Raw genomic sequence first — 25,111 nt, 5'->3', positions numbered from 1 at the left:
GAAGGAGGCCGCCGAATAGGGAAGCCCCCGCCTCCTTTTGGTTTCCCCCGTCCCCCCCCGAAACAGCTGGCCGAAAAACAGCAGGACCTACAGCCCCGCAGCCTTCCGCAGCGCGTCCACCCGGTCCGTCCTCTCCCAGGTGAACTCGGGCAGCTCACGGCCGAAGTGGCCGTACGCGGCGGTCTGGGCGTAGATCGGGCGGAGCAGGTCCAGGTCGCGGATGATCGCGGCCGGGCGGAGGTCGAAGACCTCGGTGATGGCCGTCTCGATCTTCTCGGCGTCGATCTTGGCGGTGCCGAAGGTCTCGACGAAGAGGCCGACGGGCTCGGCCTTGCCGATCGCGTAGGCGACCTGGACCTCGCAGCGGGTGGCGAGGCCCGCGGCGACGACGTTCTTGGCGACCCAGCGCATCGCGTACGCGGCGGAGCGGTCGACCTTGGACGGGTCCTTGCCCGAGAAGGCGCCGCCGCCGTGGCGGGCCATGCCGCCGTAGGTGTCGATGATGATCTTGCGGCCGGTGAGGCCGGCGTCGCCCATCGGGCCGCCGATCTCGAAGCGGCCGGTCGGGTTGACCAGCAGGCGGTAGCCCTCGGTCTCCAGCTTGATGCCGTCGTCGAGGAGGGCCTTCAGCTCCGGCTCGACCACGAACTCGCGGATGTCGGGGGCCAGGAGGGAGTCCAGGTCGATGTCCGACGCGTGCTGCGAGGAGACGACGACCGTGTCCAGACGGACCGCCTTGTCGCCGTCGTACTCGATGGTGACCTGGGTCTTGCCGTCCGGGCGCAGGTACGGGATCGTCCCGTTCTTGCGGACCTCGGAGAGGCGGCGCGACAGGCGGTGCGCGAGGTGGATCGGGAGCGGCATCAGCGCCGGCGTCTCGTCCGTCGCGTAACCGAACATCAGGCCCTGGTCGCCCGCACCCTGCTTGTCGAGCTCGTCCTCGTCACCCTCGACACGCTTCTCGTACGCCGTGTCGACGCCCTGCGCGATGTCGGGCGACTGCGAGCCGATGGACACCGAAACGCCACAGGACGCGCCGTCGAAGCCCTTCTTCGAGGAGTCGTAACCGATCTCGAGGATCTTGTCGCGCACGAGCTGCGCGATCGGCGCGTACGCCTTGGTGGTGACCTCTCCGGCCACGTGCACAAGGCCGGTGGTGATCAGCGTCTCCACGGCGACCCGGGAATGCGGGTCCTCGCGCAGAAGCGCGTCGAGAATGGTGTCACTGATCTGGTCAGCGATCTTGTCGGGGTGACCCTCGGTCACAGACTCCGAGGTGAACAGGCGACGGGACACAACGCTCCCTGAGGTTGCAGCGGCTGCTGGCTGATCATTGGCGGACTGCCGGGGGCTGCGCCCGGCGTCGTCCGAGAACAGTTTATCGGTCGCGCTCTGCCGCCGGGCTACTGTCTCGCCTCTCGGAAGCGCTGTGACCTGCGGCACGGGCATTCTGCGACACGACGAACCTTCTGCGCCAGGCTCCCACACCCCGATCCGGCGGTTCCAGCGGGTCTGTTGAAGCGAATGAGACATTCACCCGATGCGACGCGCCACGAGATCCCACACGGTCTCGGCCAGGGCTTCCTTTGGCCCGTACGGCACCGGGGTCTCGCTTCCGTCGGCGCCGAGCACCACCGCCTCGTTCTCCTCGGAGCCGAAGGTCTTGCGTTCGCCGACCTCGTTCACCACGAGGAGGTCGCAGCCCTTGCGTTCAAGCTTGGTCCGGCCGTTGGCCAGGACGTCGTCCGTCTCGGCGGCGAAACCGACGATCACCTGGCCAGGGCGGGCGCGGTCCGCCGAGATCTCCGCGAGGATGTCCGGATTACGGACCAGAACGATCGGCTCCGGTTCCTGGCCGTCCTTCTTCTTGATCTTTCCGGCCGCGTATGCGGCGGGCCGGAAGTCCGCGACCGCCGCCGCCATCACCACGGCGTCGGCGTCCGGCGCCGCCTTGAGCACGGCCTCGCGCAACTGCACTGCGGTCCCGACCTGTACGACGTCGACTCCGGCCGGGTCCGGCATGCCGGTGTTCGCGGCGATCAGCGTGACCCGGGCGCCCCGGGCGGCAGCGGTGCGCGCGAGGGCGTACCCCTGCTTCCCGGAGGAGCGGTTGCCGAGGAAGCGGACCGGGTCGAGCGGCTCGCGCGTGCCGCCGGCGCTCACGACGACGTGCCGGCCGGCGAGGTCGGGCTCGGTGACGCCGCGCGCGAGCACCCTGCGGCAGACCTCGAAGATCTCCGACGGCTCGGGCAGCCGCCCCTTGCCCGTGTCCACACCGGTCAGGCGCCCCACCGCGGGGTCGATGACGACGGCGCCGCGGCGGCGCAGCGTCGCCACGTTCTCCTGGGTGGCCGGGTGCTCCCACATCTCGGTGTGCATGGCGGGGGCGAAGACGACCGGGCACCGGGCGGTGAGCAACGTGTTCGTCAGCAGGTCGTCGGCGAGGCCGTGGGCGGCCTTCGCGAGCATGTCCGCGGTGGCGGGGGCGACGACGACCAGGTCGGCCCCCTGCCCGATGCGGACGTGCGGGACCTCGTGGACGTCCGACCAGACCTCGGTGGACACGGGGTGGCCGGAGAGCGCGGACCAGGTCGCGGCGCCGACGAAGTGCAGCGCGGACTCCGTCGGGACGACGCGCACGTCGTGCCCCGACTCGGTCAGTCTCCGCAGCAGCTCACAGGCCTTGTACGCGGCGATGCCACCGCTGACCCCCAGTACGACCTTCGGCTTGTCCACGTCTCTCCCCGGACCTCGGAAAACGTACGTCCCCATCACACACCACAGGCCCGGCAGTCGCGCTGCCGGGCCTGTGGAAAAACGAACTGCAAGCCGAAAATATTACTGCGCCGGGCCTTCGACGGCCTCCGACGTCAGGAGACCCGCGTTGATCTCGCGCAGGGCGATCGAGAGCGGCTTCTCGTGGACGTGCGTGTCGACGAGGGGACCGACGTACTCAAGGAGGCCTTCACCGAGCTGCGAGTAGTACGCGTTGATCTGGCGCGCGCGCTTGGCGGCGTAGATCACGAGGCTGTACTTCGAGTCGGTTGCCTCGAGGAGCTCGTCGATCGGAGGGTTGATGATGCCCTCGGGCGTGGTGATGGAAGAGGACACGCTCTGCCTTCCGAAAGGTGGAAATTGACCTGACAGTGACCTGAAAGATCAAACAACTTCCATCAAGGCTAGCAGCTCGCGCGCCACGTCCTCGACGGAGGTGTTGACCAGGGTCACGTCGAACTCCGGCTCGGCCGCCAGTTCGATCTTGGCGGCCTCCAGCCGACGCTCGATGACCTCGGGCGGCTCGGTGCCCCGCCCGGTGAGTCTGCGCACGAGCTCCTCCCAGGAGGGAGGAGCCAGGAACACCAGCAGAGCGTCCGACATGGACTCGCGGACCTGCCGGGCTCCCTGGAGATCGATCTCCAGGAGGACCGGCTCACCCGACTCCAGCCGTTCGAGCACGGCCCTGCGCGGTGTCCCGTAGCGGTTGCCCGCGAACTCCGCCCATTCGAGCAGTTCGCCGTTGGCGATCAGCTTGTCCATCTCCTCGTCGCTGACGAAGAAATAGTGGACACCGTGCTTCTCCCCGGGGCGCGGCCTGCGGGTCGTGGCCGACACCGAGAGCCAGACCTCGGGGTGTTCCTTGCGCATATGGGCGACGACCGTGCTCTTGCCGACCCCTGAGGGGCCGGAGAGCACGGTCAGCCGCGGACGTACGTCCGGGGGTACGGGGGTCGTCCCCCGGGGTGTTGCAGCCATGCGGTGATTATCCAGGTTCTCAGGGGTGCCCGAGAACGTCAGGCAGCACCGCCGCCGAACTCGCGCTCGAGAGACGCGATCTGGTTGGAGCCGAGACCGCGCACACGGCGGCTCTCGGAGATGCCAAGTCGCTCCATGATCTGCTTGGCGCGGACCTTGCCCACGCCCGGCAGGGACTCCAGGAGGGCGGAGACCTTCATCTTGCCGATGACGTCGTTCTCCTGGCCCTGCTTGATGACCTCGTGAAGGGAGGCGCCGGAGTGCTTGAGTCGATTCTTGACCTCGGCCCGCTCCCGGCGAGCCGCGGCGGCCTTTTCGAGCGCGGCTGCGCGCTGTTCAGGGGTAAGGGGCGGAAGAGCCACGCCTACGTCACCTCGGATGTCGAACTGTCGGATACGGACCGGTGAGGAACCTAGTCGCCCCACACCTGGGGAGCAACGAGCAACGCTCTTGCCCGTTCACTCTGCGTCGGAGACTAGCGGGCAAGTCCGCCGGAGTCAGCGAGAACAGCGGAAAAGTCCTGGTCAGCCTCCGTCGAGTCCGACATTCCGGACAAAATGCCCCGGATTTGAGGATGTATTCAGACGCGGGACGCCTGAAGGCCGCCCGCGAAAAGCGCTAGGCAGCCGCCACGGCCGCCCTGATCTGCTCGGCGAAGAGGTCCGATGACGCGCGTAGCGAGCCGATGTCGGGTCCGTGACGCAGAACACCCCGGCTGACGTTCGGGACCACCCGGTGCACCGCCGCGCCGAACACGCCCGGCAGATCGGCCGGTGTGGCTCCCTGGGCACCGATTCCGGGTGCGAGGAGCGGGCCGTTGATGTCGAGGTCGTACGAGGACAGATCGCCGAGCGTGGCGCCGACGACCGCCCCGAAGGAGCCCATCGGGGTCTCCCCCGCGTTCTCCTCGGCGAGATGGGCCAGCATGGTCGCGCCCACATTGCGGAGGGCCGTGTCCTCGGGGCGTACCGCGTGCTGCACCTCGCCGCCCTCCGGGTTGGAGGTCAGCGCGAGCACGAACAGCCCCGATCCGCTCTCCCGCGCGAGGTCGACCGCCGGCTTCAGCGATCCGTAGCCGAGGTACGGCGACACGGTGAGCGCGTCCGAGAAGAGCGGCGAGCCCTTCTCCAGGAAGGCGGAAGCGTACGCCGCCATGGTCGAGCCGATGTCGCCGCGCTTGGCGTCCATGACGACCAGCGCCCCAGCCTGGCGCGCCTCCTCGACCGACTTCTCCAGTACGGCGATGCCGCGCGACCCGAAGCGCTCGAAGAACGCACTCTGGGGCTTGAGTACGGCCACCCGGTCGGCCAGCGCCTCGACGACGGTGCGGCTGAAGCGCTCAAGACCCGCGATGTCGTCGTTCAGACCCCAGTCGGCGAGCAGGGAGGCGTGCGGGTCGATCCCGACGCACAGCGGTCCACGCTCGTCCATGGCGCGGCGCAGCCGCGATCCGAAAGGCTCAGTCATACCGTCGTCTTCCTTACGTCGGCGCCGACCGCGTCGGCGAGGGTGGCATGCGGGCTGGTGCGCAGGCGGGCGGCGAGGCCCTTGTGGACGGCGCGGCCCCAGAAGGGGCCCTCGTAGACGAAGGCGCTGTAGCCCTGGACGAGCGTGGCGCCCGCGAGGATCCGCTGCCAGGCGTCCTCGGCGTTCTCGATCCCGCCGACGCCCACGAGGGTGATCCGGTCCCCCACGCGCGCGTAGAGACGCCGCAGCACCTCCAGGGAGCGCGCCTTCAGCGGGGCGCCCGAGAGTCCGCCCGTCTCGCCGACCAGGGGGGGTTCGGACTTCAAACCGAGTCCCTCGCGCGCGATGGTGGTGTTCGTGGCGATGATCCCGTCCAGGCCGAGTTCGACGGCGAGGTCGGCGACGGCGTCGACGTCCTCGTCGGCGAGGTCGGGCGCGATCTTCACCAGCAGCGGTACCCGGCGCGTGGTCACCGTCCGGTCGGCGGCCTCGCGGACGGCGGTCAGCAGAGGCCGCAGCGACTCCGTGGCCTGGAGATTGCGCAGCCCGGGCGTGTTCGGCGAGCTGACGTTGACGACGAGGTAGTCGGCGTACGCGGCCAGCCGTTCGGTGGACTTCACGTAGTCGGCGGCGGCCTCGGCCTCCGGGACGACCTTGGTCTTGCCGATGTTGACGCCCACGACGGTCCTGAAGACGGGCGTACGGACCGCCAGGCGCCCCGCCACGGCCTCGGAGCCCTCGTTGTTGAACCCCATGCGGTTGATCAGCGCGCGGTCCGGCACAAGGCGGAACAGGCGCTTCCTGGGGTTGCCCGGCTGTGCCTCCCCCGTCACCGTGCCGATCTCGATGTGGTCGAAGCCGAGCATCGACATCCCGTCGATGGCGACCGCGTTCTTGTCGAAGCCCGCCGCGAGCCCGAACGGCCCGTGCATCCGCAGCCCGAACGCCTCGGTCCGCAGCTCCTTGTGACGGGGCGCGAACACGGCGGCGACGAAGGTCCGCAGGACGGGGACACGGACGGCGAGCCGGATCCAGCGGAAGGCGAGGTGGTGCGCCTGCTCGGGGTCCATGCGCTGGAACACGAGCCGGAAGAAGAGCTTGTACATGATCAGTGTCCTCAGGAAGAGCCTCATGAAGCAGGAAGAGCCTCACGAAGAAGGCTCATGAAGAGGGGGACACCGTTTCCGATGTCCCCCTCAGGGCTGCTAGTCGCGGGCCGCGGTCAGATGCTCGGCGTGTTCCTGGAGCGAACGCACTCCCACGTCGCCGTGGTTGAGCGCGTCGATGCCCTGGACGGCCGCGGCGAGCGCCTGGACGGTCGTCAGGCAGGGCACGGAACGGGCCACCGCCGCCGTACGGATGTCGTAGCCGTCGAGGCGGCCCCCGGTGCCGTACGGCGTGTTGACGATGAGGTCGACCTCGCCCTCGTGGATGAGCTGGACGATCGTCTTCTCGCCGTTCGGGCCCTCGCCCTCGGACTGCTTGCGCACGACGGTGGCGTTGATGCCGTTGCGCTTGAGCACCTCGGCCGTGCCGGACGTGGCGAGCAGCTCGAAGCCGTGGGCGACCAGTTCACGCGCCGGGAAGATCATCGAGCGCTTGTCGCGGTTCGCGACCGAGATGAAGGCACGTCCCTTGGTCGGCAGCGGGCCGTACGCGCCCGCCTGGGACTTGGCGTACGCCGTGCCGAACACCGAGTCGATGCCCATGACCTCGCCGGTGGAGCGCATCTCCGGTCCGAGGATCGTGTCGACGCCGCGGCCGTGGATGTCGCGGAAGCGCGACCACGGCATGACGGCCTCCTTGACGGAGATCGGCGCGTCCAGCGGCAGCTCACCGCCGTCACCGACGGCCGGCAGCAGCCCCTCGGCGCGCAGCTCGGCGACGGTCGCGCCCAGCGAGATCCGGGCGGCGGCCTTGGCCAGCGGCACCGCGGTCGCCTTCGAGGTAAAGGGAACGGTGCGCGAGGCACGCGGGTTCGCTTCGAGGACGTACAGGATGTCGCCCGCCATCGCGAACTGGATGTTGATCAGTCCGCGGACCCCGACACCCTTCGCGATGGCCTCCGTCGAGGCCCTGAGGCGCTTGATGTCGAAGCCGCCCAGCGTGATCGGGGGCAGCGCGCACGCCGAGTCGCCGGAGTGGATGCCGGCCTCCTCGATGTGCTCCATGACACCGCCGAGGTACAGCTCGTGGCCATCGTACAGCGCGTCCACGTCGATCTCGATCGCGTCGTCCAGGAAGCGGTCGACCAGGACCGGCCGGGACGGGCTGATCTCGGTCGACTCCTCGATGTACGAGGCCAGCCGCGTCTCGTCGTACACGATCTCCATGCCGCGCCCGCCGAGGACGTACGACGGCCGGACGAGGACCGGGTAGCCGATCTCGTCGGCGATGGCCTTGGCCCCGGCGAAGGTGGTGGCCGTGCCGTGCTTCGGCGCGGGGAGACCGGCCTCCGCGAGGACCTGGCCGAAGGCGCCGCGGTCCTCGGCGGCGTGGATGGCCTCGGGCGGAGTGCCCACGATCGGCACGCCATTGTCCTTGAGCGCCTGCGACAGGCCCAGCGGAGTCTGGCCGCCGAGCTGGACGATCACACCCGCGACCGGTCCGGCCAGCGTCTCCGCGTGGACGATCTCCAGCACGTCCTCAAGCGTGAGCGGCTCGAAGTACAGCCGGTCGGAGGTGTCGTAGTCCGTGGAGACGGTCTCCGGGTTGCAGTTGACCATCACGGTCTCGTAGCCCGCGTCGCTCAGCGCGAAGGAGGCGTGGACGCAGGAGTAGTCGAACTCGATGCCCTGGCCGATGCGGTTCGGACCGGAACCGAGGATGATCACCGCGGGCTTCTCGCGGGCCGCGACCTCGGTCTCCTCGTCGTACGAGGAGTAGAAGTACGGCGTCTTGGCCGCGAACTCGGCGGCGCAGGTGTCGACCGTCTTGTAGACCGGGCGTACGCCCAGCGCGTGCCGCACTTCGCGCACCACGTCCTCGCGCAGGCCGCGGATCTCGCCGATCTGGACGTCGGAGAAGCCGTGGCGCTTGGCCTCGGCGAGCAGCTCCGGGTCCAGCTTGTCGGCGGCGGCCAGCTCGTCCGCGATCTCCTTGATCAGGAACAGCTGGTCCACGAACCACGGGTCGATCTTCGTGGCGTCGAAGACCTCCTCGGGCGTGGCGCCCGCACGGATGGCCTGCATGACGGAGTTGATGCGCCCGTCGGTCGGCCGGACGGCCTCGGCCAGCAGCTCGGCCTTGTCGCCGGGCTCGCCGACGAACGTGAACTGGCTGCCCTTCTTCTCCAGCGACCGCAGCGCCTTCTGCAGCGCCTCGGTGAAGTTGCGGCCGATCGCCATGGCCTCGCCGACCGACTTCATGGTCGTGGTCAGCGTGGAGTCGGCGGAGGGGAACTTCTCGAAGGCGAACCGCGGAGCCTTGACGACCACGTAGTCGAGCGTGGGCTCGAAGGACGCCGGCGTCTTCTCCGTGATGTCGTTCGGGATCTCGTCGAGGGTGTAGCCGACGGCCAGTTTGGCGGCGATCTTGGCGATCGGGAAACCGGTCGCCTTCGACGCGAGGGCCGAGGAACGCGACACACGCGGGTTCATCTCGATGACGATGATGCGGCCGTCGTCCGGGTTCACCGCGAACTGGATGTTGCAGCCGCCGGTGTCGACGCCGACCTCACGGATGATCGCGATGCCGATGTCACGCAGGCGCTGGTACTCGCGGTCGGTCAGCGTCATCGAGGGCGCCACCGTGATCGAGTCGCCGGTGTGGACGCCCATCGGGTCGAAGTTCTCGATGGAGCAGACGACCACGACGTTGTCGTTCTTGTCGCGCATCAGCTCCAGCTCGTACTCCTTCCAGCCGAGGATGGACTCCTCCAGGAGCACCTCGGTGGTCGGCGAGAGCGTGAGGCCCTGGCCCGCGATCCGGCGCAGCTCCTCCTCGTCGTGTGCGAAGCCGGAGCCGGCGCCGCCCATGGTGAAGGAGGGGCGGACGACGACGGGGTAGCCGCCGAGGGTCTCGACGCCCTGGATCACGTCGTCCATGGAGTGGCAGATGACCGAGCGGGCGGACTCGCCGTGCCCGATCTTCTCGCGGACGGCCTCGACGACGTCCTTGAAGAGGTCGCGGTCCTCGCCCTTGTTGATCGCCTCTACGTTGGCGCCGATCAGCTCGACACCGTACTTCTCCAGCACACCCTGCTCGTGCATGGAGATCGCGGTGTTGAGGGCGGTCTGGCCGCCGAGCGTCGGCAGCAGGGTGTCCGGCCGCTCCTTGGCGATGATCTTCTCGACGAACTCCGGGGTGATCGGCTCGACGTACGTCGCGTCGGCGATCTCCGGATCGGTCATGATCGTCGCCGGGTTGGAGTTGACGAGGATGACCCGCAGGCCCTCGGCCTTGAGGACGCGGCAGGCCTGGGTGCCGGAGTAGTCGAACTCGGCGGCCTGGCCGATGACGATCGGGCCGGAGCCGATGACCAGGACGGACTGGATGTCGGTGCGCTTAGGCACGCTGGCCCTCCATCAGGACTGTGTCCATCAAAGACGTGAAGCGGTCGAACAGGTAGGCGGCGTCGTGCGGACCCGCTGCCGCTTCAGGGTGGTACTGGACGCTGAACGCCGGCTGGTCGAGCAGCTGCAGCCCCTCGACGACCTGGTCGTTCAGACAGACGTGCGAGACCTCGGCACGTCCGTAGGGGGTCTCGGAGACCTTGTCGAGCGGCGCGTCGACGGCGAACCCGTGGTTGTGCGCGGTGACCTCGACCTTGCCGGTCGTACGGTCCTGCACGGGCTGGTTGATGCCCCGGTGGCCGTACTTCAGCTTGTACGTGCCGAAGCCGAGGGCGCGGCCGAGGATCTGGTTGCCGAAGCAGATGCCGAAGAGCGGCGTCCTCCGCTCCAGCACGGCACGCATCAGGGCGACGGGGTGCTCGGCCTTCTCCGGGTCGCCGGGACCGTTGGAGAAGAACACGCCGTCCGGCTCGACCGCGTAGATGTCCTCGACGCTCGCCGTCGCGGGCAGCACGTGCACCTCGATGCCGCGCTCGGCCATGCGGTGCGGGGTCATGCCCTTGATGCCGAGGTCCACGGCGGCGACGGTGTACTTCGCGGCACCGATCGGGACGGCTGCGCCGTCGGGGCCGATCGCGGGGACGACGTACGTCTCCTTGGTGGCCACTTCCTCGTAGAGGCTGGCGCCCTTCATCTCGGGGGCCTGGCGCACCTCGGCGAGCATGGTGCCCTCGTCGGGCAGCGCGTTGCCGGAGAAGATGCCGACGCGCATGGCGCCGCGCTCGCGCAGATGGCGGGTGAGCGCGCGGGTGTCGATCCCGCTGATGCCCACGACGCCCTGCTGGGTGAGCTCCTCGTCCAGCGAGCGCCGGGAGCGCCAGTTGGAGGGCACGCGCGCGGGGTCCCGTACGACGTAGCCGGCGACCCAGATGCGCTTGGACTCGGGGTCGTCGTCGTTGACGCCGGTGTTGCCGACGTGCGGGGCGGTCATCACGACGACCTGGCGGTGGTACGACGGGTCGGTGAGGGTCTCCTGGTAGCCGGTCATGCCGGTGGAGAACACCGCTTCGCCGAAGGTCACCCCCACGGCCCCGTAGGCTCGGCCGCGGAAGGTCCGGCCGTCCTCCAGGACGAGTACGGCGGGAGCCGCCTTTCGCCTCTGCGAGGCGGTTCCCTGGATGGAGGTCGTCATCGTGCGCCTTCCGTCTTGTCGCTCTTGTCGCTCGTGTTGATCATGTTGTTCAGGGTGTCGACCCACTCGTTGTGTTCGGCCGCGTGGTCGGAGCGGAAGCCGGAGTCGATCAGCCGGTCGCCGTGCTCCCAGGTGATGACGAGGAGCCCGCCCTCGGTGAGGACCTTGCCCGCGATGCCCTTGTCGAGCCGGGCCTCACGCAGTTGCGCGGCGGGCACGAAGAAGTCGGCAGCTCCGGGGCGTACGACATCCAGTCCCGCGTCCGTCAGCGTGACCTCGGCCCGGCTGCGGGTGCCCAGGCCGTGCGCCACGATGCGGTCGAGCCACTGCCCGGCGGTGGTGGAGCCGTGGTAGCGGCCGCTCATCGTCAGTCTCGCCTCGCCGGGCTCTTCCGGCGCGGTGGGCAGCTCGGGAAGGTCGCCCTGGAGCGCGCCGCGCCACTTCCAGCCCTCGCGCATCAGCCAGTAGACGAGCGCGACGAACAGGACGAGGCCGACGAGCCAGCCGATACGGGCGGCCCAGTCGGTGACTTCCGCGGACTTCTGTTCCGCGGCGATGTCCGCTGTGAACTGCGCTGCAATGGGGGTGAGTGATGTCACGCGAGCTTCCCGTCGACGAGCGTGGCCCTGCCCCGGAGCCACGTGTGCGTGACACGGCCCGGCAGCTCACGACCCTCGTACGGAGTGTTGCGGCTGCGCGAAGCGAAGCCCGCGGGGTCCACGGCTCCACGGTATGCCGTGTCGACGAGGGTGAGGTTGGCGGGCTCGCCTGCCGAGACGGGACGGCCGTGGCCCTGCGCCCGGCCGATGCCGGCGGGCTTGAACGACATGCGGTCGGCGACCCCGGCCCAGTCGAGCAGCCCGGTCTCGACCATCGTCTGCTGGACGACGGACAGCGCGGTCTCCAGGCCCACCATGCCCATGGCGGCCGCGGCCCACTCGCAGTCCTTGTCCTCGTGCGGATGCGGGGCGTGGTCGGTGGCCACGATGTCGATCGTGCCGTCGGCGAGCGCCTCGCGCAGGGCCATGACGTCGCGCTCGGTGCGCAGCGGCGGGTTGACCTTGTAGACGGGGTTGTACGAGCGCACCAGCTCGTCGGTGAGGAGGAGGTGGTGCGGGGTGACCTCGGCCGTGACGTCGATGCCGCGGGACTTGGCCCAGCGGACGATCTCGACGGACCCGGCGGTGGAGAGGTGGCAGATGTGCACGCGCGATCCGACGTGCTCGGCGAGCAGGACGTCCCGGGCGATGATCGACTCCTCGGCCACCGCGGGCCAGCCGCCGAGGCCCAGCTCGGCGGAGACGACACCCTCGTTCATCTGGGCGCCCTCGGTGAGCCGGGGCTCCTGCGCGTGCTGCGCGACGACCCCGCCGAAGGCCTTCACGTATTCGAGCGCGCGGCGCATGATCACGGCGTCGTCGACGCACTTGCCGTCGTCGGAGAAGACCGTGACGCCCGCGGCCGACTCGTGCATCGCGCCCAGCTCGGCGAGCTTCTTGCCCTCCAGGCCGACGGTGACGGCGCCGATGGGCTGCACGTCGCAGTAGCCGTGCTCCTGGCCCAGCCGGTAGACCTGCTCGACGACACCGGCGGTGTCGGCGACCGGGAAGGTGTTGGCCATGGCAAACACGGCGGTGTAGCCGCCACTGGCCGCCGCGCGCGTACCGGTCAGGACCGTCTCGGAGTCCTCGCGGCCGGGCTCACGCAGATGGGTGTGCAGGTCCACGAGCCCCGGCAGGAGCACCTTGCCGTCGGCCTCGACGACCTCGGCACCCTCGGCCGACAGGCCGCTGCCCACGGCCGCGATCTCGGAACCGTCGATCAGCACGTCCTGCGGCTCGCCGCCGAGCACCTTCGCACCACGGATAAGGATCTTGCTCATGTGACTTACTTCTCCTCGGTACGCGTGTGGGTGACGGCGGGTTCATTGCCGCCGAGAAGCAGGTAGAGCACAGCCATCCGGATCGAGACACCATTGGTGACCTGCTCGATGGCGGTGCAGCGCTCGGAGTCGGCGACCTCGGCGGTGATCTCCATGCCGCGGACCATCGGCCCGGGGTGCATCACGATGGCGTGCTCAGGCATCTTCGCCATCCGGTCGCCGTCGAGCCCGTAGCGCCGTGAGTACTCGCGCTCGGTCGGGAAGAACGCCGCGTTCATCCGCTCGCGCTGCACACGCAGCAGCATCACGGCATCGGACTTGGAGAGCGTGCTGTCCAGGTCGTACGAGACCTCGCAGGGCCAGGACTCGACGCCGACGGGCACCAGCGTCGGCGGGGCCACGAGGGTGACCTCGGCGCCGAGGGTGTGCAGCAGGTCGACGTTCGAGCGGGCCACCCGGCTGTGCAGGATGTCGCCGACGAGCGTGATCCGCTTGCCCGCCAGGTCCTGGCCGAGGCCCGCGTCCCGGCCGACGAGCCGGCGCCGCATGGTGAAGGCGTCGAGCAGGGCCTGCGTGGGGTGCTGGTGGGTGCCGTCACCGGCGTTGATGACGGCGGCGTCGATCCAGCCGGAGGTGGCGAGCCGGTACGGGGCTCCGGAGGCGCCGTGCCGGATGACGACGGCGTCGACGCCCATGGCTTCGAGGGTCTGCGCGGTGTCCTTCAGGGACTCGCCCTTGGAGACGCTGGATCCCTTGGCGGTGAAGTTGATGACGTCGGCGGAGAGACGCTTCTCCGCGGCCTCGAACGAGATCCTCGTCCGGGTGGAGTCCTCGAAGAAGAGGTTGACGACGGTGCGGCCGCGCAGGGTCGGCAGTTTCTTGATCGGCCGGTCGGCGACCCGGGCCATCTCCTCGGCGGTGTCGAGGATCAGGACGGCGTCGTCGCGGGTGAGGTCGGCGGCCGAGATGAGATGACGCTGCATCTGTCAGGCTCCGTAAGGCAGTTCAGGTCGGGAAGCGGGGGCCCTGGAGGTGTCCCCTCGGAAGGGCACAGCCGGGCGGACGCGGGCGCGCGAAAGCGCACTCGGGGTCGTACGAGCGGACGTACGGCTGTGTGCCGCTACTGCTCGCCGGGCCGGGCGGTCCGCTTCACACCGAGCAGCACGGTGTCCCGACCGTCCTCCTCGGCGAGCTGGACCTTGACCGTCTCCCGCAGCGACGTCGGGAGGTTCTTGCCGACATAGTCGGCGCGGATCGGAAGTTCGCGGTGACCTCTGTCGACGAGGACCGCGAGCTGTACCGCACGGGGCCGCCCTATGTCGTTCAGCGCGTCGAGGGCGGCCCGGATGGTGCGGCCGGAGAAGAGCACGTCGTCGACGAGGACGACCAGACGGCCGTCGATGCCGTCACCGGGGATGTCCGTACGGGCCAGCGCGCGCGGCGGATGCATGCGCAGGTCGTCGCGGTACATGGTGATGTCGAGGGAGCCGACCGGGATCTTGCGGTCGGTGATCTCTTCGAGCTTGGCGGCCAGCCGCTGGGCGAGGAAGACGCCCCTGGTCGGAATGCCGAGAAGCACCACGTCGTCGGCGCCCTTGGCGCGTTCGACGATCTCGTGGGCGATGCGGGTCAGCACCCGCGCGATGTCGGGGGCTTCCAGAACGGGCCGTGCGCCGGCCTCGTACTGCTGCTTGTCCTGCTCTGAGTCCATACGAAACGGACCTCCTTCTCCGCCTCACGGGACGGATCATTAAAGGACGTCGGAATTGCGCCAACCACGGTACCAGCCCGGCAACGCCCCTGATCACCCCCTTGGCACCAGCCGTACCGGGCTCCCACGGAAGGGTCGGTCCGGACCATTCGGCTTGACGAGGCAGAGTCACGCTGCGTAACCTCACAGTGAGTCACCAGCCGCGCGGCCGAGCCGCACGTCGACACAGTGCCGGGGAGCTATATGTCCAGCGAATACGCCAAACAGCTCGGGGCCAAGCTCCGCGCCATCCGCACCCAGCAGGGCCTTTCCCTCCACGGCGTCGAGGAGAAGTCCCAGGGCCGCTGGAAGGCGGTCGTGGTCGGTTCCTATGAGCGCGGCGACCGCGCCGTGACCGTGCAGCGTCTCGCCGAGCTGGCGGACTTCTACGGAGTGCCGGTGCAGGAACTGCTGCCGGGCACCACTCCGGGCGGCGCCGCCGAGCCGCCGCCGAAGCTGGTCCTCGACCTTGAGCGGCTGGCCCATGTGCCGGCCGAAAAGGCGGGCCCCCTGCAGCGCTACGCGGCGACGATCCAGTCCCAGCGCGGCGACTACAACGGCAAGGTGCTGTCGATCCGCCAGGACGACCTGCGCACGCTCGCCGTCATCTACGACCAGTCCCCCTCGGTCCTCACCGAGCAGCTGATCAGCTGGGGCGTCCTGGACGCCGACGCGCGTCGCGCGGTCTCCCACGAGGACGCCTGACCCGTATCGGGACTGAGAAGAAACGTGCCGCCGGGGTGGCCGGAACCAGACGGTTCCGGCCACCCCGGCGGCTTTCTGCGGGCCGCAGGGACGTCAGAGGCACGGGAACGCCGGAGGGCCCCCAGCGTGACGCTGGGGGCCCTCCGGCGTTGGTATGTCCTGCGTCGTCAGGCAGGCAGGCCGAGTACGACCGTGCCCCGTCAGGGGCGCGGGCTGTGACATTGTGCGGCTCTGCCGCGTGGACGCGACCGGCCCCCACCGGCTCGCACATCACATCGAACCGAGCGGAGCGCCGACGCTCAGGCGTCGTCGCGCCGAAGCGACGACTTGAGCTCCTTGAAACGGCCGAGCAGGCCGTTCACAAAGGCGGGCGACTCGTCCGTGGAGAACTCCTTGGCGAGCTGCACGGCCTCGTCGAGCACCACCGCATCCGGGGTCTCGTCGACCCAGATCAGCTCATAGGCGCCCAGACGCAGGATGTTGCGGTCGACGACCGGCATCCTGTCGAGCGTCCAGCTCACCGCATACTGCGAGATCAGCTCGTCGATGCGCTTCGCGTACTTCGCGTAGCCCTCGACGAGCTGCATGGTGTACTCGCTCACCGGCGGCTGCCGGGTGTCGGTCCGGGAGTGCCGGATCCAGTCACCCAGGACCGTCTGGACGTCCACGCCGCGCTGGTCCCCCTCGAAGAGGATCTGGAAGGCGCGCTTGCGGGCCGTATTGCGGGCAGCCACGGTTAGCTGTTCACCCGGCCGAGGTAGTCGCTCGAACGGGTGTCGACCTTGATCTTCTCACCGGTGGTGATGAAGAGCGGGACCTGGATCTGGTAACCGGTCTCCAAGGTGGCGGGCTTGGTGCCGCCGGTGGAGCGGTCGCCCTGGACACCCGGCTCGGTCTCCTGGATGACCAGCTCGACGGCGGCCGGCAGCTCCACGAAGAGCACCTCGCCCTCGTGCTGGGCGACGGTGGCGGTGAAGCCCTCGATCAGGAAGTTGGCGGCGTCGCCGACGGCCTTGCGGTCGACCATCAGCTGGTCGTAGGTCTCCATGTCCATGAAGACGAAGTACTCGCCGTCCATGTACGAGAACTGCATGTCACGCTTGTCGACAGTGGCCGTCTCGACCTTGACGCCGGCGTTGAACGTCTTGTCGACGACCTTGCCGGAAAGCACGTTCTTCAGCTTGGTGCGCACGAAGGCCGGGCCCTTGCCGGGCTTGACGTGCTGGAACTCGACGACGGACCAGAGCTGGCCGCCTTCGAGCTTGAGCACCAGGCCGTTCTTGAGGTCGTTCGTGGAAGCCACGGTTGCGGAATCTCCTGGACTGACGTGGACGACCCCGGAACACGCGCACAGCGGGAAGCTAGAGCGCGAGCAGCTCCTTGGTCGTGATGGTGAGTAGCTCGGGTCCGCCGTCCGCCTCGGGGCGCACGACGAGCGTGTCATCGATCCGGACACCGCCCCGGCCCGGGATGTGGACCCCCGGTTCGACGGTGACCGGCACGCAAGCGTCCAGTTTACCCATGGCCGCGGGGGCCAGCTGCGGGTCCTCGTCGATTTCGAGCCCCACACCGTGTCCGGTCAGCGGAGGAAGGCCGTCCGCATACCCCGCGGAATCCAGAACCTGGCGGGCCGCACGGTCCACGTCACGGTAGGCGGCGCCGGGCACGAGAGCCTCGCGGCCGGCCCGCTGGGATGCGAAGACGAGGTCGTACAGCTCGATCTGCCAGTCGGCGGGCGAGGTCCCGATGACGAAGGTGCGGCCGATCTCGCAGCGGTAGCCGCGGTAGGTCGCGCCGAGGCAGACGGAGAGAAAATCTCCTTCTTCGACCCGGCGGTCGGAGGGCCGGTGGCCGCGGCGCCCGGAGTTCGGGCCCGTGCCGACCGAGGTCGTGAAGGCCGGGCCGTCGGCGCCGTGGTCGACCAGGCGGCGTTCGAGTTCCAGGGCGAGATGGCGTTCGGTGCGGCCGACGAGGATGGATTCCAGGAGCTCGCTCAGCGCCTGGTCGACGATCTCCGCGCCGATGCGCAGACAGGAGATCTCCTCCTCGTCCTTGATCACACGCAGCTGCTCGACGGCCGCGCCGAGGTCGCCCAGGCGGAGCCGGGGCGCCACCGAGCCGATCGCCCGGTGCCGGGTCACGGTCAGGTGGTGCTCCTCGACGGCGAGGGAGTCGGCGCCCTGGGCCGCGGCGAGGTCCGCGGCGGCGACGGCGGGGTCGCCTCCGGGGCTCGGCAGCGTGTGCGCCCGGAGGGCCTCGTCCGGCCTGCCCTCGTCGAGCGGGCCTTCGGGGGGACCGCCGTACACGAGCAGGTCCTCGGTCTTCCCCAGCAGGAGAACGGCGCCATGGGGTGCCACGCCCGCGAGGTAGCGGACGTTGGCGGGGCGGGAGATCAGCGCGGTTGCGCTGCCGCTTGCCGTGCAGCGCTCTCTCAGCCGGTCGCGGCGGGCCGCGTACGCCTCTGACATGACCCGAGCGTATGAGCTCCGCGGGGTTGGCGCCGGTTGGGGAGGCCGAGTGGGGGTGCCGACCGGGGTGACGGTTGTGTGCCGGGTGCGGGTGGGTGGGGGCTGGGTGCGCCCACGCGGCGGAGCCGCATATGTCACAGCCCCGCGCCCCTTGACTGAGCCGGGGTCAGCCCCCTCCTGGAAGTTCGCTAGGAAAAGTCCGCTACCACTGCGGCGGGCTGGCGATCGACCGTGCCAGTACGTCGTCCAGGACTCGGGCCGTCTGGGGGACGTCCAGTTGGGAGTTGTCGATGATCGGGAGGCCCGAGCCGTACCAGCCCGCCATGCGGCCGTGGATGCGGGCGACCTCCTCGTCGGTGAGGCGGCGGTTTCCGGAGCGCTCGGCGTTGCGCTCCAGGACTATCTCCAGGCCCGGGAGGAGGACGACCGGCAGCAGGCCGGGACCGACGTGCCGCTTCCAGCCGCCGAGGCCGACGACGGGCCGGTCGGGGAAGACCGCGTCGTCGAGGATGCAGGAGATGTTGTTGGCCAGGAAGTTGCGGGCCGCGAAGCCGCAGGTGCGGCGGGCGAGACGATACTGCGCCTCCGAGTGGTCGTTCCACCCCGACTGCGGGTCGGCGAAGCCCGAGCGCACCCATTCGCGTACGTCGTCCAGGCTGATGTGCGCGGTGGGCACCCTGCGGTGGTCGGCCCAGTACTTGGCGACGCTGGTCTTGCCCGCGCCTGCGGGTCCGATGAGCAGGACGGCGAGGGTGGTGGACGTCGGGTCGGGCGTGCCGGCAGCGGCGGGCGGCGCGCTCGGCATCGGGACGGGACCGCCCGGCGGCAGCTGTACGTGGCCCGTGGTGTCCGGCGTCGGAGGCGGTGGAGCGTGGTGCGGGACCGTGTGATGCGGGGCCGGCGCGTGGCCCGGCGGATGGGGCGCGGCGGGCCCGGTCGGCGCTCCGGCGAAGCCGGGGGGCGGGCCCACGGGCGCGGGCCCCTGGGGCGCAGGCGCGGAGCCCGGGTGGGCGCCCGGGTGGTGCGGCCCCGGGTGTTGTGCGGCCGGCGACCAGCCGGCGGCCGGTCCGTGCCCCGGCTGGTGGGGCGGCGGCAGCGGAGACCCCACTGCGTGCTGCATCCGGTGCCACTCCGTCTCGTGTCTTTGGCTCACTCGCCGCAGGCAATTTGGCGCTGGGAGCGGGGCACCCGCCCCGCTCCCTACCGAACGGTACCGTCCCCGGCCGCCGTTTGGTGAACGGCGGAGGACGGTCCGAAGTGCCCCTCCGCACAAGGCAAATCAGACCAAGTTTCGCCGGAGGGGGCTATTCGCCCACTTCGCCGTAGGCGGCGAGGAGCACCGCCGGGTCGGGGCCCTCCAGGACGGTGGGCTTGCCCAGTCCGTCGAGGACGATGAAGCGGAGGAGGTTGCCGCGGGACTTCTTGTCGACCTTCATGGTCTCCAGGAGCTTGGGCCACTGGTCGTAGCGGTAGCTGAGCGGCAGCCCGACCGACTCCAGGATCGTGCGGTGCCGGTCCGCGGTCGCGTCGTCGAGGCGCCCCGCGAGTCGGCCGAGCTCGGCCGCGAAGTGCATGCCCACCGCGACCGCCGCGCCGTGCCGCCACTCGTAGCGCTCGTTCTTCTCGATGGCGTGGGCGAGGGTGTGCCCGTAGTTGAGGATCTCGCGCAGCCCGGACTCCTTCAGGTCGGACGAGACGACCTCGGCCTTGACCTTGATGGAGCGCTCGATGAGCTCGGCGGTGTGCGGTCCCTCGGGGGTGCGGGCGCCCTGCGGGTCGGCCTCGATGAGTTCGAGGATCGCCGGGTCGGCGATGAAGCCGGCCTTGATGATCTCGGCGAGCCCGGACACGAAGTCGTTGACCGGCAGCGAGTCGAGGGCGGCCAGGTCGCACAGCACACCGGCGGGCGGGTGGAAGGCGCCGACGAGGTTCTTGCCCTCGGCGGTGTTGATGCCGGTCTTGCCGCCGACCGCGGCGTCCACCATGGCCAGCACGGTGGTCGGGATGGCGATCCAGCGCACTCCGCGCAGCCAGGTCGCCGCCACGAACCCGGCGAGGTCGGTGGTCGCCCCGCCACCCACGCCGACGATCACGTCGGTGCGGGTGAAGCCGGACTGTCCGAGCGCCTTCCAGCAGTACGCGGCGACTTCGGCGGTCTTGGCCTCCTCCGCGTTGGGCACCTGGATGGCGACGGCATCGAAGCCCTGCCCGGCCAGGTCGGCCCGCAGCGCCTCGCCGGTCTCGGCGAGTGCCTCGGGGTGGATCACCGCGACCCGCTTGGCCCGCTCCCCGACCAACGTGCCCAGTTCACCGAGCAGTTGGCGGCCGACCAGGACCTCGTACGGCTCGCTGCCCGCCGTGCCGCCGACGTGGATCCGCGTCACTGCCTCGCTCATGCTTCCTTCAACTCCAGTGCGTCGAGGACCGCCTGGGCGACCTCTTCGGGGGTGCGGCCGTCGGTGGCCACCACGGCGGTCGCGACCTCGGTGTAGAGGTGGCGGCGGGCGTCCATCAGCTCACGCCACTGCCGGCGCGGGTTGACGGCGAGCAGCGGCCGTGCCGTGTTCAGACCCGTGCGCTTGACCGCCTCCTCGACGTCCATCGAGAGATACACGACGGGCTGTCCGGCCAGCAGCGCCCGGGTGTCCGCGTCGAGGATCGCGCCGCCGCCGAGTGCCAGCACGCCGTCGTACCCGGCCAGGGCCCGGTGCACCGCCTGCTTCTCGATCGCGCGGAAGGCGGGCTCGCCCTCGTCGACGAAGATGTCCGCGATGGTGCGGCCCTGCTCGGCCACGATGTCGCCGTCGGTGTCCCGGTAGGCGCAGCCGAGCCGCTCCGCGACCAGCTCGCCCACCGTGGACTTGCCGACCCCCATGGGGCCGACCAGGATCACGCGCGGAGCGCTCACCGCACGACCAGGTTCTGGAGGTACGACTCGACGTTGCGCCGCGTCTCGGGCACGGAGTCACCGCCGAACTTCTCGGCCACCGCGTCCGCGAGGACCAGCGCCACCATGGCCTCGGCGACGATGCCCGCGGCCGGGACCGCGCACACGTCCGAGCGCTGGTGGTGCGCCTTGGTCGCCTCGCCGGTCGCCACGTCGATGGTGGCCAGTGCGCGCGGCACCGTCGCGATGGGCTTCATGGCGGCCCGTACGCGCAGGAGTTCGCCGGTCGTCAGGCCACCCTCGGTGCCGCCGGAGCGCCCGGAGGTCCGCTTGATGCCCTCGTCGGTCCGCACGATCTCGTCGTGCGCCTTGGAGCCCGGCACCCGCGCCAGGTCGAAGCCGTCGCCGACCTCGACGCCCTTGATGGCCTGGATGCCCATGAGCGCGGCCGCGAGCCGGGCGTCGAGCCGACGGTCCCAGTGCACGTGCGAGCCGAGGCCCACCGGCACGTCGTACGCGAGAACCTCGACCACGCCACCGAGCGTGTCGCCGTCCTTGTGGGCCTGGTCGATCTCCGCGACCATCGCCTTCGACGCGTCCGCGTCGAGGCAGCGCACCGGGTCGGCGTCGAGCCTCTCCACGTCGGCGGGGGTCGGGTAGACGCCGTACGGCGCCTTCGCGGCGGCCAGCTCGACGACGTGCGAGACGACCTCGATGCCCGCCGTCTCCTTCAGGTACGAACGCGCCACCGCGCCGAGCGCGACCCGGGCCGCCGTCTCACGCGCGGAGGCCCGCTCCAGGATCGGCCGGGCCTCGTCGAAGCCGTACTTCTGCATACCGGCGAGGTCGGCGTGACCGGGCCGGGGCCGGGTCAGCGGGGCGTTGCGGGCCAGTTCGGCGAGGATCTGCGGGTCGACGGGGTCGGCCGCCATGACCTGCTCCCACTTGGGCCACTCGGTGTTGCCCACCATGATCGCGACCGGGGATCCCAGGGTGAGACCGTGCCGTACGCCGCCCAGGAAGGTGATCTCGTCGCGCTCGAACTTCATGCGCGCGCCGCGTCCATACCCGAGGCGCCGCCTGGCCAGGTGGTCCGCCACCATCTCCGTGGTGATCGGCACGCCGGCGGGAAGTCCCTCCAGCGTGGCGACAAGTGCGGGACCGTGGGACTCCCCCGCGGTCAGCCAGCGCAACCTGCTCAACGGTGCTCCTCATGCTCGCGCGCCCTGGTACTGCGTACTGCCTTTGCGTACGCGCGTCCTCGCGTACGGCGACGGCGCGACCGGGTGCGCGGCCCTGGCCCGCCGGTACCGATCCTCCCACGTCCGCGCCGCCCGCCCCGCCGCAGGTCCATCAGGCGGACGGCGACGTGGTCAGGTCGTGGCGTCGCCCTGACCGGTCTGGGGCGCGTAGGCACCGAGGTAGTCGGCGCCGCGGCCCTGCCCGTACTGCGCCGCCGCGTGGACGGGCTGCCCCGCGCGCACCGCCCGTCGGTGGGCGAGCTTGTGCTTCAGCTTGTAGGCCCAGGTCACGAGTACGACGGCCACCACGAGACAGAGCACGGCGATCTGCACCCAGTCCGGCAGAAAGCGCAGCACTACATCGAAGATCTCCGACTTCCACGACGCCAGCGTCACATGCATGGATCAGCCCCCCGGCTCCCCCGAGTTCCGCCCCCTGCGGAACCGAAGGCCGAATCGTATAGGCCGGTCCTACCTGCTCGCGAGCGCCTTCTCGCCCGCTGTGCGCATGGCGTCCAGCGGGGCCGGCACGCGCCGGGTCATCTGCTCGACCTGGAGCACCGCCTGGTGCACCAGCAGGTCGAGGCCGCTGACGACGGCTCCTCCATAGGCTGACCAGCGCGCCGCGAGCGCGGTGGGCCACGGGTCGTACAGCACGTCGAAGAGCGTGGCGGGCCGCTCGGGGACCGCGGAGGAGAGGACATCGGTGGTACCCGCAGGGGTGGTGGCGATGACGAGCGGCGCGCGCAGGGCATGCTCCGCATCCGCCCAGTCCTCCGTACGCACCTCTACGTCGAGCCGCCGGCCCCACTGCCGCATCTCGGCGGCGCGCGCCTCGCTGCGGACGTACGCGACGACCTCGCCCGTGCAGATCCGCGCGAGGGCGGCCAGTGCGGAGGAGGCGGTGGCGCCCGCGCCGAGGATCGCCGCAGAGTCCACCTGCTCGATCCCCCGCTCACGCAGGGCGGCGACCATCCCGGGGACGTCGGTGTTGTCGCCGAGGCGCCGCCCGTCCTCGGTGAACACCACCGTGTTCACGGCCTCGACGGCGGAGGCGGTCTCGCTGATCTCGTCGAGCAGCGGAATGACCGCCCGCTTCAGCGGCATCGTCAGCGACAGCCCGGCCCATTCGGTACCGAGCTTCCCGACGAATCCCGGCAGAGCCGCCTCGTCGACCTCGAAACGGTCGTACGACCAGTCATCGAGGCCCAGTTCCTCGTACGCGGCCCGGTGCAGCACCGGGGAAAGGGAATGGGCGATCGGGGAACCGAGTACGGCGGCTCGACGCTTCCGGTCTCCGTCAGTCCTTGTTGCGCCGTGCATTGAATTCCTTAACCAGTTTCTCGTGCTCGCTCAAGGTCTTCGTGAAGTCCGTCTTCTTCCCGTCGATGGAGATGAAGAACATCCACGCACCGCCGTCCGGACTCACCGACGCCTTCAGCGCGTCCCCACCCGGGTTCCCGATCGGCCCGGGCGGAAGACCCTTGTAGAAGTACGTGTTGTACGGGTCGTCGTAGTTGCGGATCTCGCTCGTCGCAATGTCGATCTTACTCTGACCCTTGAGGTAGTTGTAGGTCGAGTCGAATTCGAGCTTCTGGTTGGTGACGTCGTTCGTCGACTTCAGGCGGTTGTAGACGACGGCGGCCATCTTCTTAAAGTCGTCGTGTGTGATTCCTTCGGCCTGGACGAGGCTCGCGACCGTGATGACCTGCAACGGGTCGTTCAGGTTGAGTTCCTTGGCCTTCTTCTCCAGGTCGTACTTGGCGTACTCCTGCTTGGCCTGCGACACCATTTCCTTGAGGACCGCCTCGGGCTTCATTCCCTTGGCGGCGGGGTAGGTCGCCGGGTAGAGGAATCCTTCCAGCGGGTCCTTGATGTCGCTGTCGCTGTTCGCCCAGTCCGGGAGTCCGAGGCTCTTGTACTTCTTCTCGGCGACATCCGCGGTGGTGCCCTTGGAAAGCCCCAGCTGTTTGTCGATCGCCGCGTAGACCGTGACGTTCCGCTGGCCTTCCCTGACGACCAGGTTGTTCTGGCTCTTGGGGTCGAGCATCAGCGCGACAGCGCTTTCTGCGGACATCTCCTTCTTGAGCAGATAGGAGCCCGCCTGAATCTTGTCGCCGTCCGGATTCTTCCCCTGAGCCGACACAAAGGCGTCCACACTCTTGACGACGCCCGCCGCTTTCAGCTTCTGGCCGATCACCGATCCGAAGGCGCCCTTGGGAATCACGACGGTCACCTGGTCGCTCGTGCCGTCGCCCGCGAAGTCCGGCGCCGAGCCGAAACGATCCTGGTAGAACTGGTAGCCGAAATAGCCGACGCCGCCGACCACTCCGGTGAGGACGAGCATCACGACCAGGCAGGCAGAGCCGCTCCGGCTCTTCTTCTCGCCTTTACCCTTGCCCCCCTTATCCCCTTTGCCCGCCTTTCCGCGCCGGCGGCCTTTGGCGTCGTCCTCGAAATCGTCGTCATCGTCGTCGTCATTGCCGCCCGCGAAGAACGCGTGCTCGCCCTGGTCAGGACCCGGGTCCCAGTCGGTCTGCGGCGGCTCCGGCTCGACCCCGCGGCGGCTCGGCGGCTCCGGCGGCGGATAGGCGTCGGGGGTCCCGTAGTAGTCGGGCTGCTGACCGCCGTACGCGGCGGCCTGGCCGCCGTAGGGATCGTTCGGATCGACGCCGTACGGGACCTGGGGCTGCTGCTGGTTCTGGTTCTGCTGGTGCTGTTGCCCCGTGTTGTTGTCCCAGCCACCGTTGTACTGCTGGCCGTTGTTGTACTGCTGACCGCTGTTGTATTGCTGGCCGTCGCCGTACTGCTGACCGCCGTGGTACTGCTGACCACCCTGGTCGTGGTACCCCTGCCCGCCCTGGCCGTTGTACTGCTGCGGAGCCTGACCGCCGTACTGCTGGTCCTGGACGTACTGCTGCTGGTGACCCTGGGGGTAGTACTGCTGCTGGCCCTGGTCGTAGCCGGCCTGCTGGGCGGCTCCCCAGTCGCCGTACTGCTGCTGCGGCTGCTGCGGCTCCTGCGGGTGGTGCTGCGGCTGGCCGCCGTAGGGGGACTGGGCCGCGTCGGCCTCCTGTCCTCCCCATCCGCCGTCCCCGTACAACGGGTCCTCGGGATGCCACGGTTCGGAGCCTGGGCCCCGGCCATACTCAGTCATCGATCCCCTAGAGCCGCGAGGCGGCGGTCGCGGTGGCTGTGGCTCGGCTCCCGTCCGCCTCTCTCCTGTGCGGAGGTTATTCGAACACCACCGCA

At 69.7% G+C, this 25,111-nt stretch carries 24 protein-coding genes; 1 reads left to right on the top strand and 23 read right to left on the bottom strand.

Features of this window, described 5'->3' with window-relative positions; all coding sequences use genetic code 11:
- Window positions 1–87: 87 nt before the first annotated feature.
- From metK to pyrR, 13 genes are all read right to left on the bottom strand, one after another.
- Entirely contained in the window at window positions 88–1,296 is a 1,209-nt protein-coding gene (gene metK, locus ACZ5VQ_RS43175) for a methionine adenosyltransferase (RefSeq protein WP_055613855.1), read from the bottom strand.
- Between the two features lie 237 nt (window positions 1,297–1,533).
- Window positions 1,534–2,736 carry a bifunctional phosphopantothenoylcysteine decarboxylase/phosphopantothenate--cysteine ligase CoaBC gene (gene coaBC, locus ACZ5VQ_RS43170; protein WP_469109792.1) on the bottom strand — a complete coding sequence of 401 codons (1,203 nt, stop codon included), beginning with the start codon at window positions 2,734–2,736 and terminating at the stop codon, window positions 1,534–1,536.
- 102 nt (window positions 2,737–2,838) lie between these two features.
- The gene (gene rpoZ, locus ACZ5VQ_RS43165) at window positions 2,839–3,111 is read right to left on the bottom strand and encodes a DNA-directed RNA polymerase subunit omega (RefSeq protein WP_030610454.1); all 273 of its coding nucleotides are present in this window, start codon (window positions 3,109–3,111) and stop codon (window positions 2,839–2,841) included.
- Window positions 3,112–3,159: 48 nt separating this feature from the next.
- Window positions 3,160–3,753, bottom strand: a complete 594-nt coding sequence (gmk, locus tag ACZ5VQ_RS43160) for a guanylate kinase (protein ID WP_362084471.1) — start codon at window positions 3,751–3,753, stop codon at window positions 3,160–3,162.
- A gap of 38 nt (window positions 3,754–3,791) precedes the next feature.
- The gene (locus tag ACZ5VQ_RS43155; protein WP_005319887.1) at window positions 3,792–4,115 is read right to left on the bottom strand and encodes an integration host factor; all 324 of its coding nucleotides are present in this window, start codon (window positions 4,113–4,115) and stop codon (window positions 3,792–3,794) included.
- 256 nt (window positions 4,116–4,371) lie between these two features.
- Window positions 4,372–5,220, bottom strand: coding sequence for an orotidine-5'-phosphate decarboxylase (gene pyrF / locus ACZ5VQ_RS43150; protein ID WP_469109791.1), 849 nt, complete (start codon window positions 5,218–5,220; stop codon window positions 4,372–4,374).
- On the bottom strand, window positions 5,217–6,326 hold the full coding sequence (locus tag ACZ5VQ_RS43145; protein ID WP_469109790.1) for a quinone-dependent dihydroorotate dehydrogenase: 1,110 nt from the start codon (window positions 6,324–6,326) through the stop codon (window positions 5,217–5,219). Before ACZ5VQ_RS43145 ends, pyrF begins: the two co-directional genes overlap by 4 nt.
- A 99-nt stretch (window positions 6,327–6,425) precedes the next feature.
- Window positions 6,426–9,734, bottom strand: coding sequence for a carbamoyl-phosphate synthase large subunit (gene carB / locus ACZ5VQ_RS43140; protein WP_469109789.1), 3,309 nt, complete (start codon window positions 9,732–9,734; stop codon window positions 6,426–6,428).
- Window positions 9,727–10,926: a glutamine-hydrolyzing carbamoyl-phosphate synthase small subunit gene (gene carA, locus ACZ5VQ_RS43135; protein ID WP_469109788.1), complete on the bottom strand. Its 1,200-nt coding sequence runs from the start codon at window positions 10,924–10,926 to the stop codon at window positions 9,727–9,729. The genes carB and carA overlap by 8 nt, the downstream gene beginning before the upstream one ends.
- Window positions 10,923–11,525, bottom strand: a complete 603-nt coding sequence (locus tag ACZ5VQ_RS43130; RefSeq protein ID WP_469109787.1) for a PH-like domain-containing protein — start codon at window positions 11,523–11,525, stop codon at window positions 10,923–10,925. Before ACZ5VQ_RS43130 ends, carA begins: the two co-directional genes overlap by 4 nt.
- Window positions 11,522–12,808: a dihydroorotase gene (locus tag ACZ5VQ_RS43125; protein ID WP_189839870.1), complete on the bottom strand. Its 1,287-nt coding sequence runs from the start codon at window positions 12,806–12,808 to the stop codon at window positions 11,522–11,524. Before ACZ5VQ_RS43125 ends, ACZ5VQ_RS43130 begins: the two co-directional genes overlap by 4 nt.
- 5 nt (window positions 12,809–12,813) lie before the next feature.
- Window positions 12,814–13,791, bottom strand: a complete 978-nt coding sequence (locus tag ACZ5VQ_RS43120) for an aspartate carbamoyltransferase catalytic subunit (RefSeq protein ID WP_454353023.1) — start codon at window positions 13,789–13,791, stop codon at window positions 12,814–12,816.
- 137 nt (window positions 13,792–13,928) lie between these two features.
- A complete protein-coding gene (gene pyrR / locus ACZ5VQ_RS43115) occupies window positions 13,929–14,519 on the bottom strand; it encodes a bifunctional pyr operon transcriptional regulator/uracil phosphoribosyltransferase PyrR (RefSeq protein WP_392785940.1) in 591 nt (196 codons plus the stop codon).
- Window positions 14,520–14,762: 243 nt separating this feature from the next.
- Here pyrR and bldD point away from each other — a divergent pair, with 243 nt between their 5' ends.
- Entirely contained in the window at window positions 14,763–15,263 is a 501-nt protein-coding gene (gene bldD / locus ACZ5VQ_RS43110; RefSeq protein WP_027751102.1) for a transcriptional regulator BldD, read from the top strand.
- Between the two features lie 299 nt (window positions 15,264–15,562).
- Here the strand turns inward: bldD and nusB are convergent, their stop codons facing one another.
- From nusB to mltG, 10 genes are all read right to left on the bottom strand, one after another.
- Entirely contained in the window at window positions 15,563–15,997 is a 435-nt protein-coding gene (gene nusB, locus ACZ5VQ_RS43105) for a transcription antitermination factor NusB (RefSeq protein WP_055613845.1), read from the bottom strand.
- Window positions 15,998–15,999: 2 nt separating this feature from the next.
- Window positions 16,000–16,566: an elongation factor P gene (efp, locus tag ACZ5VQ_RS43100; protein WP_055613844.1), complete on the bottom strand. Its 567-nt coding sequence runs from the start codon at window positions 16,564–16,566 to the stop codon at window positions 16,000–16,002.
- Window positions 16,567–16,624: 58 nt separating this feature from the next.
- Window positions 16,625–17,731: an aminopeptidase P family protein gene (locus tag ACZ5VQ_RS43095; RefSeq protein WP_469109786.1), complete on the bottom strand. Its 1,107-nt coding sequence runs from the start codon at window positions 17,729–17,731 to the stop codon at window positions 16,625–16,627.
- Window positions 17,732–17,933: 202 nt separating this feature from the next.
- Entirely contained in the window at window positions 17,934–18,851 is a 918-nt protein-coding gene (locus ACZ5VQ_RS43090; RefSeq protein ID WP_469109785.1) for a Pro-rich N-terminal domain-containing protein, read from the bottom strand.
- A gap of 184 nt (window positions 18,852–19,035) precedes the next feature.
- The gene (aroB, locus tag ACZ5VQ_RS43085; RefSeq protein ID WP_362082885.1) at window positions 19,036–20,127 is read right to left on the bottom strand and encodes a 3-dehydroquinate synthase; all 1,092 of its coding nucleotides are present in this window, start codon (window positions 20,125–20,127) and stop codon (window positions 19,036–19,038) included.
- Entirely contained in the window at window positions 20,124–20,606 is a 483-nt protein-coding gene (locus tag ACZ5VQ_RS43080; protein ID WP_200401937.1) for a shikimate kinase, read from the bottom strand. The genes aroB and ACZ5VQ_RS43080 overlap by 4 nt, the downstream gene beginning before the upstream one ends.
- Window positions 20,607–20,635: 29 nt before the next feature.
- The gene (gene aroC / locus ACZ5VQ_RS43075) at window positions 20,636–21,820 is read right to left on the bottom strand and encodes a chorismate synthase (RefSeq protein WP_055618429.1); all 1,185 of its coding nucleotides are present in this window, start codon (window positions 21,818–21,820) and stop codon (window positions 20,636–20,638) included.
- 171 nt (window positions 21,821–21,991) lie between these two features.
- Window positions 21,992–22,261, bottom strand: coding sequence for a hypothetical protein (locus tag ACZ5VQ_RS43070; RefSeq protein WP_469109784.1), 270 nt, complete (start codon window positions 22,259–22,261; stop codon window positions 21,992–21,994).
- Window positions 22,262–22,330: 69 nt separating this feature from the next.
- The gene (locus ACZ5VQ_RS43065) at window positions 22,331–23,182 is read right to left on the bottom strand and encodes a shikimate dehydrogenase (protein WP_469109783.1); all 852 of its coding nucleotides are present in this window, start codon (window positions 23,180–23,182) and stop codon (window positions 22,331–22,333) included.
- Window positions 23,160–25,016 (bottom strand): endolytic transglycosylase MltG, encoded by a 1,857-nt coding sequence (gene mltG, locus ACZ5VQ_RS43060; RefSeq protein WP_469109782.1) that lies wholly within the window; start codon window positions 25,014–25,016, stop codon window positions 23,160–23,162. The genes ACZ5VQ_RS43065 and mltG overlap by 23 nt, the downstream gene beginning before the upstream one ends.
- Window positions 25,017–25,111 lie beyond the last annotated feature (95 nt).

The organism is Streptomyces sp. NPDC033178 (assembly GCF_055577685.1).
The sequence above is the reverse complement of the archived record's forward strand: the minus strand, read 5'-3'. Positions and strand labels throughout refer to the sequence as shown.